Here is a 14,863-nt window from a genome sequence, read left to right as displayed (position 1 = left end):
GCCATCGTGCGGGGCTTTTTACTTAATGCACCATGTAGTATTTCTAACGCCACTCAGTTCACGGCAGCTTTATACTCATATCGTTAGCTTGAGGAGATGAGTATGCAAGAAGGTTACTACTGGATTCAGCACTGCGGCACGGTACAGGTTGCCTACTACACCAATGATGTTGTTGATGACCTGGAAACGGGCAAGTCCATTACTGGGGTCTGGCATCTAACCAGGGGTGATGACATCTGCAACAATGGAGAAGCAGAACTCATAAGTGGGCCGTTAACACCACCCCGGTGAGCACTGATAGCTAATAAGCCATTGACTGATATCTATAACATCCCGCGCCACTGGCCCCGTCGCCAATGGACGGCGGTAAGTTGGAATTATCCGCGGGGTCAGTCCAAAACAATGAAGCCTCGGCATCTAGCCGGGGCTTTCTTATTTGCGGTACGCCGCACACAGAACCCACAACCTGGGACCCTTCGGCCAGAGAGTCGACATTGCCTTACCCTCATCTTCCTGGCTTGTCGCCAGGTTTTTTATTCAGGCCGCAGACAATCAATTCCAGATGCCACGTAGCTATCGTGTCTGACGGCCTTTCCCAACTACCACACAGCACCCCGGACCCGGAGGTGTGGAATGCAACGTATGAACCCAACAAATGGACACGATCTGCCGTACTGGTGGTCGGCGGCCTTGGGCCTGTTCTCTTTGCTTAGCCTGCAGGATTACGTGTTTATTATCGGCGCGCTGGTATCGGCGTTCTTCACGATAAAAACCTATTACGCAAAACGGAAAGAAGAGCGTGAGCGTATGGCTGAGGAAAGGAAGCGAACCCAGCTGCTGGAAAACTACTTATCTGATGTAGGTAAAAAACCTCACTCCGATCGTCCGGCTGCTGCCGAGGTGGTTACGGAGGCAATGCGGAGAATTTCCGGTGGCCCAGTTGAAACTGAGTAAGAAAAGCGGCGCCGCGGGCATTGTATGCTCCGTCGGAACGATCATCGCCATTGTAATGAACGCTGGCCATGTAAGGACTAACGAGCGCGGCCTGGAGTTAATCGGCAACGCTGAATCTTGCAGACGTGATCCGTATGTGTGCCCGGCAGGTGTGCTGACTGACGGTATGGGTAATACGCATGGCGTGAAGCCCGGCACCGTTAAGTCTGACCAGCAGATCGCAGTCGAGTGGGAGCGCAACATCCTTGATGCTGAATCCTGCGTTAACCGCTACGGGAATGGCAGAAAGTTATCTGACGACACTTTCTCTGCAGCTGTATCGGTAACGTTTCGTGCTGGCTGCGGAAACATGCGCACCTCCACGATGTTCTCTCTTCTCAGAGGCGGGAACATCACGGCGGCATGCCACCAGTTCCCTCGATGGGTATGGGGAGGCGGCAAGATTCTTCCTGGCCTGGTTACTCGCGCTGGGAAAGAAAAGGCGCTCTGCCTGGACGGTCTAAAATGAGACGATTAACCGCAATCATCTGTGCCGTCGTTATCTGCCTGCTCGTTTCCATGGCCTGGGCGATTAACCACTACCGCTACAACTCCATCACCTACAAAGACCAGCGCGATAAAGCGACGGTTCGGGCCGACACATCGGAAGCGATCACCAACAACGTGATCACCACGATGAACCTCATCCGTGACATCTCACAGGCTACCCAGAATGCAAAGAACGAACTGGCCAAAAAAGGCGAGACGCGCATTGTCTACATCAGGCAGGCGCTTGAAGGCGATCCGTGCGCTAACCAGCTTGTTCCTTCTTCCGCTGCTGACAGCCTGCGGGAATACGCAGACAGTTTACGTCCCAGCTCCGGTGGTGCCGATAAGCCCTGACCTGACAGCAGACACGCCGATCCCCGGAATGGTGGTTCCGTTCACGTGGCAGGCAAGTCTGGAGTTAAACGCTCAGCTCTATACGGCGCTGGGGCAGTGCAATCTGGATAAGGCGGCGATAAGGAAATTTGAGGTGTCGAGAAGCGAGCTGAATACAAAATAATGTATCATGCTCCACGTCATCAAATTATCAATGGAGCTGTGCATGAGCCTCTGGCCTGCTGTGATTGGTGCGTTAAGTGCATTATGCGGTGCTTTTTTAGCTAACAAATTTGCTGATCAGCGCTGGGAAAAACAAATCTCCTATGAGAAGGAAAAGGAAAAAAACAAGGTAATGAGGGAAAAGGGGGAGGAGCTCCATTCTCTGATTTCAAGGTGGCAAAAATACATAGGGATTTATCAACTAAATCAGTTGTTTGTTCTCAGGGGGAAAATAACTGAGGCTCAGCGTCAAGATTTACAGGCAAAGGAGCCGCTTGAGTCCGGATTGCATGATAGGTTAGAGACTATACTTTTTATTTACTTTCCAGAATTAGAAAAAAATCTATCAAAAATCAAAGAATTTCTGGAAAGTGGGAATACTACTTACCTAAAAACAATGAAAGGGAATCTGAAGCCTGAGCATGCATATAAAGAAATTGACGCATGTGCAATGAAAGTGCAGGAAACCTTTCAGAGTACAAATGCTGCCATCAGAGATAGGCTAAAACAAACATTGTGAATCATTGCCGCCTCCGGGCGGTTTTTTGTTGCCATCACCATGGGTAATCCCATCGTAATGGCAATACCCCCATAAGCGGATAAAGAGGCTCTCAATGTCCGACATCTACCAAATCACGCTAACCACCCAAACAGGCGAAACCTTCACGGGCAAGATGTCACGACGTCAGCCTGAGCTGGTTAACGGCTTTGTGCCGCTGGCGACAGAAACGGGCCAGTGGCTGTACTTCGCTCCTGCCGACGTTAAGCGCGTGAAGTTTACGCCAGTACCGGCAGAGCAGACCGAACAGCCAGCAGAACAAACAACGGAGTAACGAATGAGCAAACCGGACTGGGAGGCCATCGAGACGGCGTACCGGGCCGGAGTGATGTCCCTCCGAGAGATTGCATCGCAGCACGGCATTAGCGAAGGCGCTATCCGTAAGCGTGCCAAGCGTGACGACTGGTCGCGTGACCTCAATGCGAAGGTGAAAGAACGAGCCGACGATCTGGTACGCAAAGCTGAGGTACGCAAACAGGTACGCAGTGAAGTCACTTTTAACGAACGCGTACTCATAGAAGCGACGGCTGAGGTAATCGCCAATGTCCGCATGGAGCATCGCGGCGACATTAAGCGCGCCAGGCAGATAACCAACGCCCTGTTTGATGAGTTGGGCGCGGAGTGCGCAGACGTGGCCGCGCTGGAGAAGCTCGGAGAGTTGATGTTCGACCCCGACGACAAAGGTCAGGACAAGCTAAATGAGATTTACCACAAGGTCATCAGCATGCCGGAGCGCGTTAAGTCGGTTAAGGCACTGAGCGACGCGCTGAAGAATCTGATCGGGCTTGAGCGCCAGGCCTACGATATCGACGGGCCGGAAGGCGACAACTCTGTTAAGCAACTGTCTGACCTGATGGATTCTCTGTCTCAGGGGGCGTAATGAAACCTGAGCACATCAAGCTGCTGGCCGACAAAGACTGGCGGCTGAACAATCTCTACTGGATCACTGACAAAGAGGGTAAGCCGACTCGGTTCAGGATGACGCCTGAACAGCGGGAATACTTCGAGGGGATCCACACCCGCAACATCATCCTGAAAGCACGTCAGCTCGGTTTCACCACAGAGGTGTGCATCATCCAGCTCGACGCGGCCCTGTTTGAGTCGGCGAAGTGCGCGCTGATTGCCCACACGCTGAATGACGCAAAGCGCCTGTTCCGCGAAAAAGTGAAGTACGCATACGACAAGTTGCCGGCAGAGATAAAGGCTGCCAACCCGGCCAGTAACGACTCTTCCGGCGAGCTCGTCTTCAAGAAGGGCGGCTCATTATACGTCAGCACGTCATTTCGTGGCGGTACGCTGCGTTACCTGCACGTTTCCGAGTTCGGGAAGATATGCGCCAAGTATCCTGACAAGGCCCGTGAGATCGTCACTGGTGCGTTTGAGGCGGTATCGACTGGATGCTTCGCTACTATCGAGAGCACAGCAGAGGGCCGGGCGGGTTACTTTTTCGATTACTGCCAGACAGCAGAGAAAGCGCTGCTGCAGGGTAAAGCGCTATCCGCGCTGGACTGGAAGTTTTTCTTCTTCTCCTGGTGGAAGAATCCACAGTACGCAATCGACCCGGTTGAATCGCTGCCGGTGCGCCTGCTTGAGTATTTCGCTGAAATGGAGGCGAAGCACGGCGTGGTCGTCAACGAGCGCCAGAAAGCCTGGTACTACGCTAAAGAGAAAACGCTCGGCGACGACATGAAGCGCGAATACCCGACCATTCCGGCCGAGGCGTTCCAGCAGTCTGTCGAGGGCGCGTACTACGCGAAGCAGTTCCGCTGGCTCTACACCAACAAGCGGATCGGCCAATTACCGGATAACTCGCACCTCCCGGTGCACACGTTCTGGGATATCGGTGTGGGTGACTCCACGGCGATTTGGTTCGTTCGTGAGGTCGGTGAAGAGTTCCACATCATCGACTACTACGAAAACTCCGGCGAGGGGCTGAGGCACTATATGAAGGTGCTGAAAGACCGCGGCTATGAGTACGGCGAACATTGGGGGCCGCACGACATCGAAAACCGCGAGTTTGCTGCTGATGCGAAGTCACGCAAAGAGCTGGCGCGCGAGGGTTACGAGATTGACGGCCAGATGTATTCGATAAACTTCCGCGTTGTGCCGAAAGCCGGCATTGATACCGGCATTGAGTCGGCACGTGAAATCCTCCCGAAATGCGTATTCGATGAGGAGAAATGCTCGGAAGGTATCTCTCACCTTGAGGGATACCGGAAGGAGTGGGACGACAAGCGCGGCTGCTGGAAAGACAAACCTCTCCATGACGCCACTTCGCACGGTGCCGATAGCTTCCGTTACTTCGCAGTGACGAAGAACAACCGCAAGCAGGTTGGCACAGTATTCTTCTAAGGAGCATCGCCAGTGAGCGAACAAGATAACGGCCTTCAGATGGCTGTGAACAACCTCGCCACTGAAATGAGGCGAGCGAATTACCTGAATGCCATCGGCATCGGTGGCGGGAACACGAAGCGCCCGACGCTTTACCAGGAATTTGGCTACCCGCGCACGATCACCTTCAACGACTTCTACAACATGTACCGCCGCAACGCCGCTGGCTTCGCTGTGGTGCATCGGCTGCTGGATGGTTGCTGGCAAGACTATCCGGTCATTGTTGACGGTGATGAAGCTCAGGAGGCGAAGAATACAAACGCCTGGGAAAAGAAAGTCACCAAGTTCATGAAGAAGTTGTGGCCGAAGGTGAAGGATGCCGACCGCCGCAATATGGTTGGACGCTACTCCGCGCTGCTGCTGCAGGTGAAAGACAATAAGCCATGGAGTGATCCAGTCGATATCAACCTTGTGAAGTCGCTGGGCGAGTCTGCTTTGGTAAAGCTTATCCCTGTGTGGGAGCCGCAGTTAACTGTCGCCGAATGGGATAACAACCGTCAGTCTGAAACGTTCGGTCAGCCGAAGATGTTCAACTTCAACGAGCAGCCTGTTGGAGACGAGTCATTCGTCGGACCGCTGCGCGGAGAACCGGTACATCCTAGCCGCGTCATCCTGTTCTGCGAAGGATCTGAAGACGACAATGTCCTGTCCGGCATCCCGCTGCTGGAGGCTGGTTTCAACAAAGGCCTCGATATCGAGAAGATTTCCGGCGGTGGCGCTGAGGGCTTTCTGAAGAACGCCAGCCGTCAGATTGCCGTCGAATTCAGCAAAGAAACCGACATGGCCACGCTGGCAGAACAGGCTAAGAAGGCCGGCTATGCCGATCTCGGTGAAGCAATGGGCGATAAGGTCAACAAGCTTAACCGTGGTACCGATGCGGCAGCCGTAATGCAGGCAGGTCAGATGCACGTTCTGAGCGTTGCACCAGGCGACCCTGGGCCGACCTGGGAAGTCACCGCGAACGAACTGGCCGCCTCCGTGCAGATCCCGTTCACCATCCTGTTCGGTCAGCAGACCGGACGACTGGCGAGCGACGAGGATAAAACTGACTGGGCTATCCGTAGAAACACGCGGCGTAATGGCTTCCTGACAGACCGGATCACCGCGTTGCTGGAGCGTTTCTGGACGCTTGGGATTATCGACCCGCCGACCAAAGGCGAGGTCACCATTTCGTGGAGCGATCTGCTGGCGCCAGGCGAGAAAGAGAAGATCGAGAACGCTTCAAAACTGGCTGACATCGTGCAGAAAACCACTGGCTTCTATGGCGGTGAGCCGCCTATTGCAGCCAATGAGCTGCGCGAAGTTGTTGGTCTTGACCCGCTACCGGAGCCAAAAGAACCACCGAAACCGGACGAGAAGGTGACTACCGATGATCCACTGGCCGATGACACCAGAACAGACGGCAAAGGTGGGGCTGCCGATAGTTCCGCGCAGCAAGGTTGACCCGACCCGATCGGCAAAGCAGGTAACCGCGATGTACCGGGATATCGAGGATCGGTATCTCGGCATCAAGCGCGCGCTGAAAGCTCTGTTCGACCAGCGCCTGACCGGGCGAGAGCGTGAGGTAAACAGCCATAACTGGCATTTCCTGTGCCACGACAACGGCGCGGATATGCGGCTCTATCAGGTCAACGCCGGCAAGTTCATCTACGACATGTCGGCGCAGGAACTGGCTGACGTGCTGGAGGCGGTGCAGGCTATTCTCGATGACCATCTGCTGGAGGGTGGCGAGCAAAACCTTTGGGCGATGGACTACGTCGTCGCTGAGGCGCAGCGCGGCACGCTTGAGGCCTTCAACAACCTCTCGCAGCAGTCGCAGGTGTACGCCAGCCAGACTACGCTACAGCAGCTTTTAAACAGTCCCGGTTATCTTAACCAGATAGCGGCGGCCAGGCTGACAACGTTCAGCGACTGGAAGGTCATCAGCGACACCGCCCGCGGCGACCTGACCAACATCATCACCGATGCGGTAGCGCGCGGTGTTAATCCCCGCGAGACGGCCAGCGTCATCAGCAAGCGTCTCGATGTGTCGATGTCGAAGGCAAAGACCATCGCTCAGACTGAGCAGGTCGGTGCGCTGCGGCAGGCACAATGGAACGAAACGGACTGGGCTGCTGACCGGCTTGGGATGAATACCGGCCTGCTGTGGCTGTCAGCGCTCAAACCAACGACGCGCACCTGGCACGCCAGTCGTCACGGCAAGGTCTACACCACGGAAGAGGTGCGTGACTTCTACGCCGAGAACGGTAATCGGTACAACTGCTACTGCAGCCAGATTCCGGTGCTACTCAACGATGACGGCAGCATATTTAATCAAGGGCTGGTCGAAAAATTGAGAGTAGAAAGAAAAAATTGGCTTAATGTTTCTTAATTATTTGCCGTTATCATAGTTGCAAAGGAGGGGCTATGAGCCAAGCAAAAATTAAGAAAGTCAGTTTTGACTGGAAAGAAATATCGAAAAATGATTCTGCTTCACTATTTCGCATTACTTGTAAGCTAACGCTAGATGGAACTGGGATGGAAGTTGAGGGTACCGCCTTTACCTACATCAATAAAGTTGCGATGAATAGCTTTAGTGTGCCATTGGAAGCAGAGCAGAGCGCGTTTGATAACGCTGCCGGAAGAGCAGCATATTTAATGTCAATAAGTATTCATCCCAGAAACTAGCCCAAGGTCGCTCCGGCGGCCTTTTTTATTGCCTGAAATCCACCAATGAAGAAACAAAATTGCAAATGCCCTGGCTGTGAGCGCAAGCGTAATGGCTGGCCGGGGTATCAACCGTGCGCGTCGAAATCATCCGGTAAGGTACTGCCACCACCAAAACAACGCTAAGAGGACGCAACGTGAAGCTATCCAGCATCCACGTTAAATCCCTCGCCATCAACGCCTCCAACATATCAACGACCACCATCAACGGCCAGGAACACTACGTTATTCGTGGTGCGGTCCCGATCGTCGATGACATCGTGATGAATGGCGGCCTGTACCCGGCGGAGGAGATTAACAACAGCTACCAGACGATGGAGCGCAAGTTAATGCCGATCGGCCACCCGATGGTGAACGGCAAATACGTCAGCGCCAACGACCCGCAGGCGGTCAACGATTACTACGCCGGGGCATGGGCTCAGAACGTCAGCAAGGCCAATGACAAGGTCGTGATGGACGTTTACGTCAATAAGGCAGTGGCAGACACCAAGCCTGACGGTAAGCGCCTTATTCAGCGCCTGGACGACATGATTTCCGGCAACAACGCCGACCCGATTCATGTTTCTACCGGTCTGCTGCTGAACAAAGAGCAAAAGGCAGGTGAGTCGAAGCAGAAGAAATACTCCTGGGTCGCTCACAACATGCAGTTCGACCACATCGCGATCCTGCTCGACGAGCCTGGCGCCGGTACTCCGGATGAAGGCGTCGGCATGTTCGTCAACGCTGACGGGCAGGAGGCCGATGTTGAATCGACGAGCCTCATCGATGCCGCTAACAGCATGAAAGACGGCTGGTGGAACAAGGTGAAATTCTTCATCAGCAACGCTTCAGAGATGTCCTTCGACGACATCTACCAGGCGCTGCGCATGTCCATCAAGCAGGACGACAAAAAGTGGCGCTACGTCGTCAGTGTCTGGCCTGACCATTTTGTTTACGAAGAGGATGGTGAAAACGCCAAGCCGAAGCTCTTCGACCAGAAGTACCTCATCTCTGACAAGGTCGTAACGCTTGTCGGCGATCCAGTAGAAGTCGTGCGCAAACCAACTGAGTACGAAGTCAAAACCAACGGAGAAACAAACCCGATGAAAGAGAAGATGATCGCCGCGCTCAATGCCGCAGGCGTTAAAACCGAGGGGCTGACCGACGATCAGGTCTGGGATGCCTACAACCAGCAGATGCAGAAGAAAGATGGCGGCGGCGACCCGGGCCAGGCTCAGATTAACTCCGACGCTATTACTGCCGCAGTAAATCTGGCACTGAAGCCGCTTACCGATGAAATCAGTACGCTGAAATCTCAGCTGCAGGCGAACGCAGAAAGCGACCTGAAAACCAAGCGCGATGCGGTTAAAGCGAAATTCTCGTTCATGACCGAAGCTGCGATCAACTCGCTGGCTGGCGACGCGCTGAACGACTTGTACTCACAGTGCCAGACCAGCACCGGTCTGAACCCTGCATTCCAGGGGAATGGCGCTCAGAGTGAAATCCTTAACATGGAGGCACCTGAATAATGGCTCTCGCACCTCGTTTCCATACCATAATCGCGGGCCCGGCCCGTAAGAATGACCCGCAGGTCATTGAAGCAATCATGGCGGCGGCCGTGAAACCCGGATCACTGGTGATGCTCGACAGCGCCGGGAAACTGGCTGTTCACAATGTCGCTGGTGGCGCAGGCGTGGCTCTGGCTCTTCAGCACAACTATATCGGCGGTGGTGACATTCGCGACGCGGTTCCTGCCGGTGATACCGGCGCGGCCATCATGTGCGAAGACGATGTGGATTACCACATGCTGGTCAAAGCAGGCGAAGTGTTGCTGGAAAACGAAGGCCTGGTTTCTGCCGGTGACGGCACGCTTGCCAAGGCAACCACGCCAGCCACCGACCAGGTCCTCTTTTATTCACGCGAAAAAATCACCGTTGGCGCTGAAGCTCAGCTCGTGAAAGTTCGCAAATCAGGGAAAGCAACCGCATGAGCATGATCGTATTCAACAAAAAGCTGATCACCGAGCACAACCAGGTGAAGCAGGCATGGAATCAGCTGCTGATGCAGCGTGAATCCTTCAATATCAACCAGGGAACTATTGCTGCCCAGTACGGCGGCGCGCTGGAAGTTAACCAGGCCGCGCTGATCTCCAAAGACTACTGGCGTGAAGTGGACAACATCACCACCCGAGTCTTCCGTAATGACGAAGGCAATGGACTGCTGGATGATCTGCTGGCACTCGGTACGCCGATCTCCATCGGCAAGACAGCGGCTCTGTATCGTGTGTCCAGCGATGCTGGCAAGGTTCATCGCACGCTGACCGGCCATGTACCGGAAGAGCTGGATAAAGTCATTTACGACGAAGCTGGTGACCCAATCCCGATCTTCAATACCGGCTACAGCCGTGAATGGCGAGAGTGGAACGGTATGCAGTCGGAAAACCTCGACGCTATGGCTGATGACCAGGAAGCTCACGTTGCCGCAATTCGCGCTGACATGGCTGACTACATGCTGTCTGGTGACGCAAAGGTTAAGGTGAAAGGCTACGTCGGTGCAGGTATCACTAACCACGCCAATACCAACCAGGTGGATCTGAGCGCATCCGGTCTGAACATCGACCTGACTACCTCTACTCCTGACGAATCGGTGGCATTCTTCACTGGTCCGTTCGCGAAACTGCTGGACGATAACTACGTGCAGGAGAAGGTGAAGGTATGGGTGTCTCCAGACATCATGCGCAACCTGAACCGACCGTATTCTAATGCCACTGGCTTCAAGGAAGGCACGGTGCTGGAATACATCCTGCGCTATGGTCGCATTGAGTCTATTAATCAGACCTTCAAGCTGACCGGTAACCACTTCGTCGCGTACGTACGCAATTCGCAGTACATCAAGACGCGCATCGCCGCGCCGGTGGGTACCTTCATGATCCCGCGCCAGAATCCGTTCGATAACTACAACACTCTGGTCTGGAGTGCTGTCGGTCTGCAGATTAAGCGCGATTTCAACGGTCGTTCTAAAGTGTTCAACGCGCAGGGTTAAGGGGCTTCGGCCCCTTTTCTTCAGGAGAGAGCATGAAAAAGTTAAAAGTCGAGAAGACTGGCTGCTGGGGAACGATTAACGGCGTATTCCAGCAACTGCCGGTGGGCCATGAGTTCGTTGCGGTTGCTGTACCACCTGCTTTCGCCGGACGCGTTTCAGTGGTTGGCGAAGTTGACGAGCAGGAGCTCGAAGTTTCCACGCCAGGTGCCGACGATAAACTTGCAGAGCAGGCAGAGCAGGCAGAGCAGGCAGACACATCCGCCAAATCGAAAAAGGTGAAATAACCATGGCTGATCCAATCACAGCGGCAGACGTGCAGGCGTTCCTCGGTGAATTGGGTTACTCCATCCCGGGCGCGCTGCTGGAGCCAATCCTCTGTGTGGTGAACAAGATTATCCCGTGCCTTGATGGCGCGGGGTATAACGAGTGCACCGCGAAGCTGATCCTGATGTATGCGGCGGCGTTGATGGCTACGTCGTCCGGCGCGCGCCGCATCAAATCGCAGGGTGCGCCGTCTGGCGCGTCCCGTTCATTCGATTACAACGACGACAGCATTACCTGGCTGCGCGACTCGCTGGCGAAGCTCGATACCAGCGGATGCACCGGTGAGCTGCCGATCAGCGCTGGTAACAGCGTGGGCTTGTTCATGGTGGTCTGAGGCTGCTGATGACGTACAAATCAGTTAAGCACGGCCTGCCGCGTTCATTCGTCCGAGTCTGGGTGATGACCGACACCGGGCGGGAGACTACCGGCTACGTGAAATCGGATGGCGAGTGGTTCATCAACTGCCCGCGCATCCGGGCGACTGGCGCGAAGGTGCTGAGGTGGAAAGAATGAAACGAGGTGGATTACTGCAAAACAGCAGGCTTTACCGTGTTGGCGAGGTAGTCATGGGCTCGATCATCCCACCAAATGCCCTAAAGCGAAGTGAACAACTGAAAGGCCAGTGTGGAAACGTGACGGTTGTCCTGAGTTGTAAGGAGGGCTGATGTCATCGGTAGCGAACTGGTCATACACAGCAACGGCGACCATCTGGCGCAAGCTTGAAGGCAATGACGAATACGGCGACCCGCTGGGATATGCCGAGCCTGAGCAAATCCTCTGCGATTACGAGGGTGGGCTCAGTAAGAAGTTAGCAAGCCTGGGCGCCGAAATCGTAGTGAAGAATACCGTCTGGACGGAGTTCGCGCTGGCGGCTGCGGGTGATTACTTGCTGATTGGCGTATCGACCGAAGCGGACCCGGTTGTCGCCGGTGCCGACGAGGTGCGGCAGGTTATTCGTTACGCCGACACGTTTGAGCGCCTGGTGGATGATTACGCCATCCTTACAGGAGTCTGATAAACCTGTGCAATAATGGCCCAAAACATTAAATGGAATGACAGGTGATGGGCTTTCAATTTTGGTTCACGGTGTGCGCAATTTTTCTGACATGCCCCATTATGTTTGTTCAGTCGATAATCTTTTTGCGACGAGGTGTCTACACCAAAACCTTTAAGGGGACGATGCGAAAGGAATATATCCACAAAGACACTAAACCTATTGAATTTTGGTTCAGCGTTATTGCTCAAATGATGATGAGTGCTGCAGTGCTTGGTTTAGGCTTCTGGTTTTTAGATGACCTACCTGCCTTTCATAGTTGGTACACTGAAATCCGCGCAATGCTCCCTTTTTGACTCACCGTTAAATGACACCAAACCTCGCTCAGGCGGGGTTTTTTATTGCCTGGAGAAAACCATGGGCATTAAAGTACGCGGCGTTAAGCAGTCGAAAGCCGGGCTCAACCGCATCATCAACGACGTGAAAGGGCGCAAGGTTGTCCGGGCGCTGCAGTCAGCGATGATAATCGGCAGCTCACAGGCCGCGCTTTATACGCCGATCGACACCTCTACGCTGTTGAATAGCCAGTATCTGACCGGGCGCGCTGGTAATGTCTTCTCTACCTCTGAGAGGCTGGAGTTTTCCGGTGATATGTGGGTCGTTATGACTGACAGCCTCGGCAACTTCCATGGGCGCTACCGGGCTTATGCAGTCAATGGCAATCAAAAAGCATTCACAGCTGCAGCTGAAGCATTCGACCTGAATATTTACGATGGCAGGACTGTACAAACACCATCGCGGTATTTCATGTCCAGCAGTGAAGAACTCAATTCCACACTCTGGCGCGTGGAGTCATCTAAACCAAATGGGGATGACACCCAGACGCTTTCTCTCGTTGAATACACCGACAACATCTACCTGAACGATTAACCAGCATATTAACAACCGGCTTCGGGTATATCCTGAGGCGTCTTCACGTCTATAAGAGATAAAAATGGCCGATTCATACGCAAACATCCCGGTTCCAACGCCGACGCAAAACCCTGTACCAAGCTCTGATATTCGCGATCACGTATTCGGTGGCGCGAAAATTGACGAGTTCGTGACATCGATGGAGTGGACCTATACGGATCGCTTTGGTAATAAGCATTACACCATTGAAGGAATCAACTATCTCGCTCAGCAGGTGATGAATGCCTTCGGCTACGTAACGCTGACAGGCGTATCTTTTACAACTGGCGCAACAGTTTCAAACCCCAATGAAGTGCTTTTTAACGAATCAAATAATGAATATTACAAGTGGACAGGTTCATTTTCCGGTGGACCTAAAGTTGTGCCCGCTAATTCAACGCCAGAATCTACGGGCGGGATCGGCGCTGGAAAGTGGTTGGGTGTCGGTGATTCTACCTTAAGAGGTGAGCTGGCTGAACCTGATGGTTCTGGTATGGTTGGGCATGGGGATAAAACTGTTGATGATGCTTTAACCGAATTGGAGAAAACTCAGAGTAAAGACGGATTTAACGCTATTGGCCGATTCCTTAATCTTGCGGAGTTGCGAGCATTCCCTGCTAAAGCCTTAGGTGATGTAGTCTTTGTTGCGTCGGCAGCAAGCACAAGCGCCTCAGAAATCCATTACGGCGGTGGTTATTTCCAGGCTGTTGCGAAAGGATCGCTTGTTGATGATGGAGGGGTAGTAATAGTTCCAACATCTGGGACTTTCGCCTGGAAAAGAATTGTTAATGATGGCATCTTTTCCGTCGACATGTTTGGGGCAAAGCCCGATAGTGTGACTGACTCAGGTGATGCATTTATTAAGGCCATGACATACGCAAGGCTTAACAAAGTTGTCATGAACGCATCACCAGGGAAGTATCTGACTCATACCGGAATACCTATCTGGAAAAAAAGTGGTCTTAAGGGAGGTGGGATTGGCGTTACCACCATAGCAAGAACTACAAATGATACCTATCATGTTACAACCGGGAAAGACATCGATGCGTATGTTTTATTTCTAGGTGATAACATGGATGTAGACGACTACACTGCAGACTGCGAAAATGCATATTTAAGCGGGATAACATTTATCAGAGATGGTTTGACCGGAAGGGCCAACAACACCCAGTATGGCCTTTGGATGCCAAAGTTAAATGTTTCAATCATTGATAATGTAAGACTTGAATGCCCATATATTGGTATCTGGGGAGAGGATGTATGGTTTAACAAAATACACGCCCAAATATTAGGTCTTGGTGTGAAACAATTCTATGGTGTATTTATTGCGAAGCTTAGAAGTGGGTCATACCTACTATCTGGAACAAGTAATGACTTAATGATTGGTGTTACCAATTATCAAATAGGTCATTTCTACGCCGGGCAGCAATACACAACCATGACAAGCTGTACATGCGATAACTGCGAACCCATGACGGATTTGGGTGAAACTAGTGCAATAGCATATCAATTTATTAATCCAGTAGGAATTACGATGAACTCATGTGGATCAGAGGGAGTGGCTGGATCAAGGCTATCAGTAGCAATGACAGCCGATGCCATTTATGATAGCACTATCGTAATAAATACATATCAAGGGATGATAGAACAGAGAAATCCATCTGTTTCAACTCCAATTTATAGAATACAAAGCAGTCATACTACTAAGAACTTATCTGCCATATTCAATGCATGTAACATCAAAAAAGATGGAACCCTAACAAATCAAACGGTAGGGTTTGTTGGTGGGGCAAATACATACCTAAACAATATAGGAAGCGTAATTGATACCCCGACTGTTTCTGGTGGTGCTGTTTTCAAATCACTTTAAAAAAAGCCCC

General features: G+C 52.7%; 20 protein-coding genes and 1 pseudogene. All 21 read left to right on the top strand.

Translation table 11 applies throughout. From position 1 onward, the window contains the following. Positions 1 to 102: 102 nt before the first annotated feature. The 21 genes and pseudogenes from ACMGG5_RS20435 to ACMGG5_RS20335 all read left to right on the top strand — a co-directional run bounded on the left by ACMGG5_RS20435 (position 103) and on the right by ACMGG5_RS20335 (position 14,853). On the top strand, positions 103 to 291 hold the full coding sequence (locus ACMGG5_RS20435) for a hypothetical protein (protein ID WP_420278436.1): 189 nt from the start codon (positions 103 to 105) through the stop codon (positions 289 to 291). A 342-nt stretch (positions 292 to 633) separates the two neighbouring features. Beyond that, positions 634 to 954, top strand: coding sequence for a hypothetical protein (locus ACMGG5_RS20430; RefSeq protein WP_045418811.1), 321 nt, complete (start codon positions 634 to 636; stop codon positions 952 to 954). Positions 955 to 1,009: 55 nt separating this feature from the next. Next, positions 1,010 to 1,462: a lysozyme gene (locus ACMGG5_RS20425; RefSeq protein WP_420278631.1), complete on the top strand. Its 453-nt coding sequence runs from the start codon at positions 1,010 to 1,012 to the stop codon at positions 1,460 to 1,462. Then, a complete protein-coding gene (locus ACMGG5_RS20420) occupies positions 1,459 to 1,836 on the top strand; it encodes a DUF2570 domain-containing protein (RefSeq protein ID WP_420278435.1) in 378 nt (125 codons plus the stop codon). The genes ACMGG5_RS20425 and ACMGG5_RS20420 overlap by 4 nt, the downstream gene beginning before the upstream one ends. Next, positions 1,817 to 1,999, top strand: coding sequence for an Rz1-like lysis system protein LysC (gene lysC, locus ACMGG5_RS20415; RefSeq protein ID WP_420278434.1), 183 nt, complete (start codon positions 1,817 to 1,819; stop codon positions 1,997 to 1,999). Before ACMGG5_RS20420 ends, lysC begins: the two co-directional genes overlap by 20 nt. Positions 2,000 to 2,041: 42 nt before the next feature. Next, a complete protein-coding gene (locus ACMGG5_RS20410; protein ID WP_159125312.1) occupies positions 2,042 to 2,557 on the top strand; it encodes a hypothetical protein in 516 nt (171 codons plus the stop codon). A gap of 94 nt (positions 2,558 to 2,651) precedes the next feature. Further along, the gene (locus ACMGG5_RS20405; RefSeq protein WP_049047699.1) at positions 2,652 to 2,870 is read left to right on the top strand and encodes a hypothetical protein; all 219 of its coding nucleotides are present in this window, start codon (positions 2,652 to 2,654) and stop codon (positions 2,868 to 2,870) included. A 3-nt stretch (positions 2,871 to 2,873) separates the two neighbouring features. Then, the gene (locus ACMGG5_RS20400) at positions 2,874 to 3,476 is read left to right on the top strand and encodes a hypothetical protein (protein ID WP_094948160.1); all 603 of its coding nucleotides are present in this window, start codon (positions 2,874 to 2,876) and stop codon (positions 3,474 to 3,476) included. Continuing rightward, the gene (locus tag ACMGG5_RS20395; RefSeq protein WP_420278433.1) at positions 3,476 to 4,948 is read left to right on the top strand and encodes a terminase; all 1,473 of its coding nucleotides are present in this window, start codon (positions 3,476 to 3,478) and stop codon (positions 4,946 to 4,948) included. Before ACMGG5_RS20400 ends, ACMGG5_RS20395 begins: the two co-directional genes overlap by 1 nt. A gap of 12 nt (positions 4,949 to 4,960) precedes the next feature. After that, entirely contained in the window at positions 4,961 to 6,430 is a 1,470-nt protein-coding gene (locus ACMGG5_RS20390; RefSeq protein WP_420278432.1) for a DUF1073 domain-containing protein, read from the top strand. Next, positions 6,357 to 7,358, top strand: a complete 1,002-nt coding sequence (locus ACMGG5_RS20385; protein ID WP_420278431.1) for a phage minor head protein — start codon at positions 6,357 to 6,359, stop codon at positions 7,356 to 7,358. The genes ACMGG5_RS20390 and ACMGG5_RS20385 overlap by 74 nt, the downstream gene beginning before the upstream one ends. Before the next feature lie 35 nt (positions 7,359 to 7,393). After that, a complete protein-coding gene (locus tag ACMGG5_RS20380) occupies positions 7,394 to 7,654 on the top strand; it encodes a hypothetical protein (RefSeq protein ID WP_420278430.1) in 261 nt (86 codons plus the stop codon). 176 nt (positions 7,655 to 7,830) lie between these two features. After that, entirely contained in the window at positions 7,831 to 9,201 is a 1,371-nt protein-coding gene (locus tag ACMGG5_RS20375; RefSeq protein ID WP_420278429.1) for a DUF2213 domain-containing protein, read from the top strand. Continuing rightward, a complete protein-coding gene (locus tag ACMGG5_RS20370; protein ID WP_420278427.1) occupies positions 9,201 to 9,662 on the top strand; it encodes a hypothetical protein in 462 nt (153 codons plus the stop codon). Before ACMGG5_RS20375 ends, ACMGG5_RS20370 begins: the two co-directional genes overlap by 1 nt. Beyond that, positions 9,659 to 10,714 carry a major capsid protein gene (locus ACMGG5_RS20365; protein ID WP_420278426.1) on the top strand — a complete coding sequence of 352 codons (1,056 nt, stop codon included), beginning with the start codon at positions 9,659 to 9,661 and terminating at the stop codon, positions 10,712 to 10,714. Before ACMGG5_RS20370 ends, ACMGG5_RS20365 begins: the two co-directional genes overlap by 4 nt. A 32-nt stretch (positions 10,715 to 10,746) precedes the next feature. Beyond that, a complete protein-coding gene (locus ACMGG5_RS20360) occupies positions 10,747 to 10,998 on the top strand; it encodes a hypothetical protein (RefSeq protein WP_420278425.1) in 252 nt (83 codons plus the stop codon). Positions 10,999 to 11,000: 2 nt separating this feature from the next. Then, positions 11,001 to 11,372: a DUF7370 family protein gene (locus ACMGG5_RS20355; protein WP_420278424.1), complete on the top strand. Its 372-nt coding sequence runs from the start codon at positions 11,001 to 11,003 to the stop codon at positions 11,370 to 11,372. A gap of 330 nt (positions 11,373 to 11,702) precedes the next feature. Beyond that, on the top strand, positions 11,703 to 12,053 hold the full coding sequence (locus ACMGG5_RS20350) for a hypothetical protein (RefSeq protein ID WP_133982896.1): 351 nt from the start codon (positions 11,703 to 11,705) through the stop codon (positions 12,051 to 12,053). Between the two features lie 164 nt (positions 12,054 to 12,217). Then, positions 12,218 to 12,388, top strand: a complete 171-nt coding sequence (locus ACMGG5_RS20345; protein ID WP_420278423.1) for a hypothetical protein — start codon at positions 12,218 to 12,220, stop codon at positions 12,386 to 12,388. A 232-nt stretch (positions 12,389 to 12,620) separates the two neighbouring features. Continuing rightward, positions 12,621 to 12,962 (top strand): annotated as a pseudogene (locus tag ACMGG5_RS20340) (phage tail protein); the annotation flags it as partial. A gap of 64 nt (positions 12,963 to 13,026) precedes the next feature. After that, entirely contained in the window at positions 13,027 to 14,853 is a 1,827-nt protein-coding gene (locus ACMGG5_RS20335; RefSeq protein ID WP_420278422.1) for a glycosyl hydrolase family 28-related protein, read from the top strand. Positions 14,854 to 14,863: the final 10 nt, after the last annotated feature.

The sequence above is a fragment of the Enterobacter sp. BNK-34 genome (genome assembly GCF_048684445.1).
In the GTDB taxonomy this organism is placed as follows: domain Bacteria; phylum Pseudomonadota; class Gammaproteobacteria; order Enterobacterales; family Enterobacteriaceae; genus Enterobacter; species Enterobacter pseudoroggenkampii.
Note: the sequence above shows the minus strand (reverse complement) of the source record. Positions and strands in the feature narration are given on the sequence as shown.

Excerpts from the sequence above, each read along its gene's own strand:
- ACMGG5_RS20420 (WP_420278435.1), top strand. The coding sequence starts at position 1,459 with ATGAGACGATTAACCGCAATCATCTGTGCCGTCGTTATCTGCCTGCTC.
- ACMGG5_RS20430 (WP_045418811.1), top strand. The coding sequence starts at position 634 with ATGCAACGTATGAACCCAACAAATGGACACGATCTGCCGTACTGGTGG.
- ACMGG5_RS20380 (WP_420278430.1), top strand. The coding sequence starts at position 7,394 with ATGAGCCAAGCAAAAATTAAGAAAGTCAGTTTTGACTGGAAAGAAATA.
- ACMGG5_RS20355 (WP_420278424.1), top strand. The coding sequence starts at position 11,001 with ATGGCTGATCCAATCACAGCGGCAGACGTGCAGGCGTTCCTCGGTGAA.
- ACMGG5_RS20365 (WP_420278426.1), top strand. The coding sequence starts at position 9,659 with ATGAGCATGATCGTATTCAACAAAAAGCTGATCACCGAGCACAACCAG.
- ACMGG5_RS20345 (WP_420278423.1), top strand. The coding sequence starts at position 12,218 with ATGCGAAAGGAATATATCCACAAAGACACTAAACCTATTGAATTTTGG.
- ACMGG5_RS20435 (WP_420278436.1), top strand. The coding sequence starts at position 103 with ATGCAAGAAGGTTACTACTGGATTCAGCACTGCGGCACGGTACAGGTT.
- ACMGG5_RS20385 (WP_420278431.1), top strand. The coding sequence starts at position 6,357 with ATGATCCACTGGCCGATGACACCAGAACAGACGGCAAAGGTGGGGCTG.
- ACMGG5_RS20335 (WP_420278422.1), top strand. The coding sequence starts at position 13,027 with ATGGCCGATTCATACGCAAACATCCCGGTTCCAACGCCGACGCAAAAC.
- ACMGG5_RS20425 (WP_420278631.1), top strand. The coding sequence starts at position 1,010 with ATGAACGCTGGCCATGTAAGGACTAACGAGCGCGGCCTGGAGTTAATC.
- ACMGG5_RS20410 (WP_159125312.1), top strand. The coding sequence starts at position 2,042 with ATGAGCCTCTGGCCTGCTGTGATTGGTGCGTTAAGTGCATTATGCGGT.
- ACMGG5_RS20405 (WP_049047699.1), top strand. The coding sequence starts at position 2,652 with ATGTCCGACATCTACCAAATCACGCTAACCACCCAAACAGGCGAAACC.
- ACMGG5_RS20395 (WP_420278433.1), top strand. The coding sequence starts at position 3,476 with ATGAAACCTGAGCACATCAAGCTGCTGGCCGACAAAGACTGGCGGCTG.
- ACMGG5_RS20400 (WP_094948160.1), top strand. The coding sequence starts at position 2,874 with ATGAGCAAACCGGACTGGGAGGCCATCGAGACGGCGTACCGGGCCGGA.
- ACMGG5_RS20350 (WP_133982896.1), top strand. The coding sequence starts at position 11,703 with ATGTCATCGGTAGCGAACTGGTCATACACAGCAACGGCGACCATCTGG.
- ACMGG5_RS20370 (WP_420278427.1), top strand. The coding sequence starts at position 9,201 with ATGGCTCTCGCACCTCGTTTCCATACCATAATCGCGGGCCCGGCCCGT.
- ACMGG5_RS20360 (WP_420278425.1), top strand. The coding sequence starts at position 10,747 with ATGAAAAAGTTAAAAGTCGAGAAGACTGGCTGCTGGGGAACGATTAAC.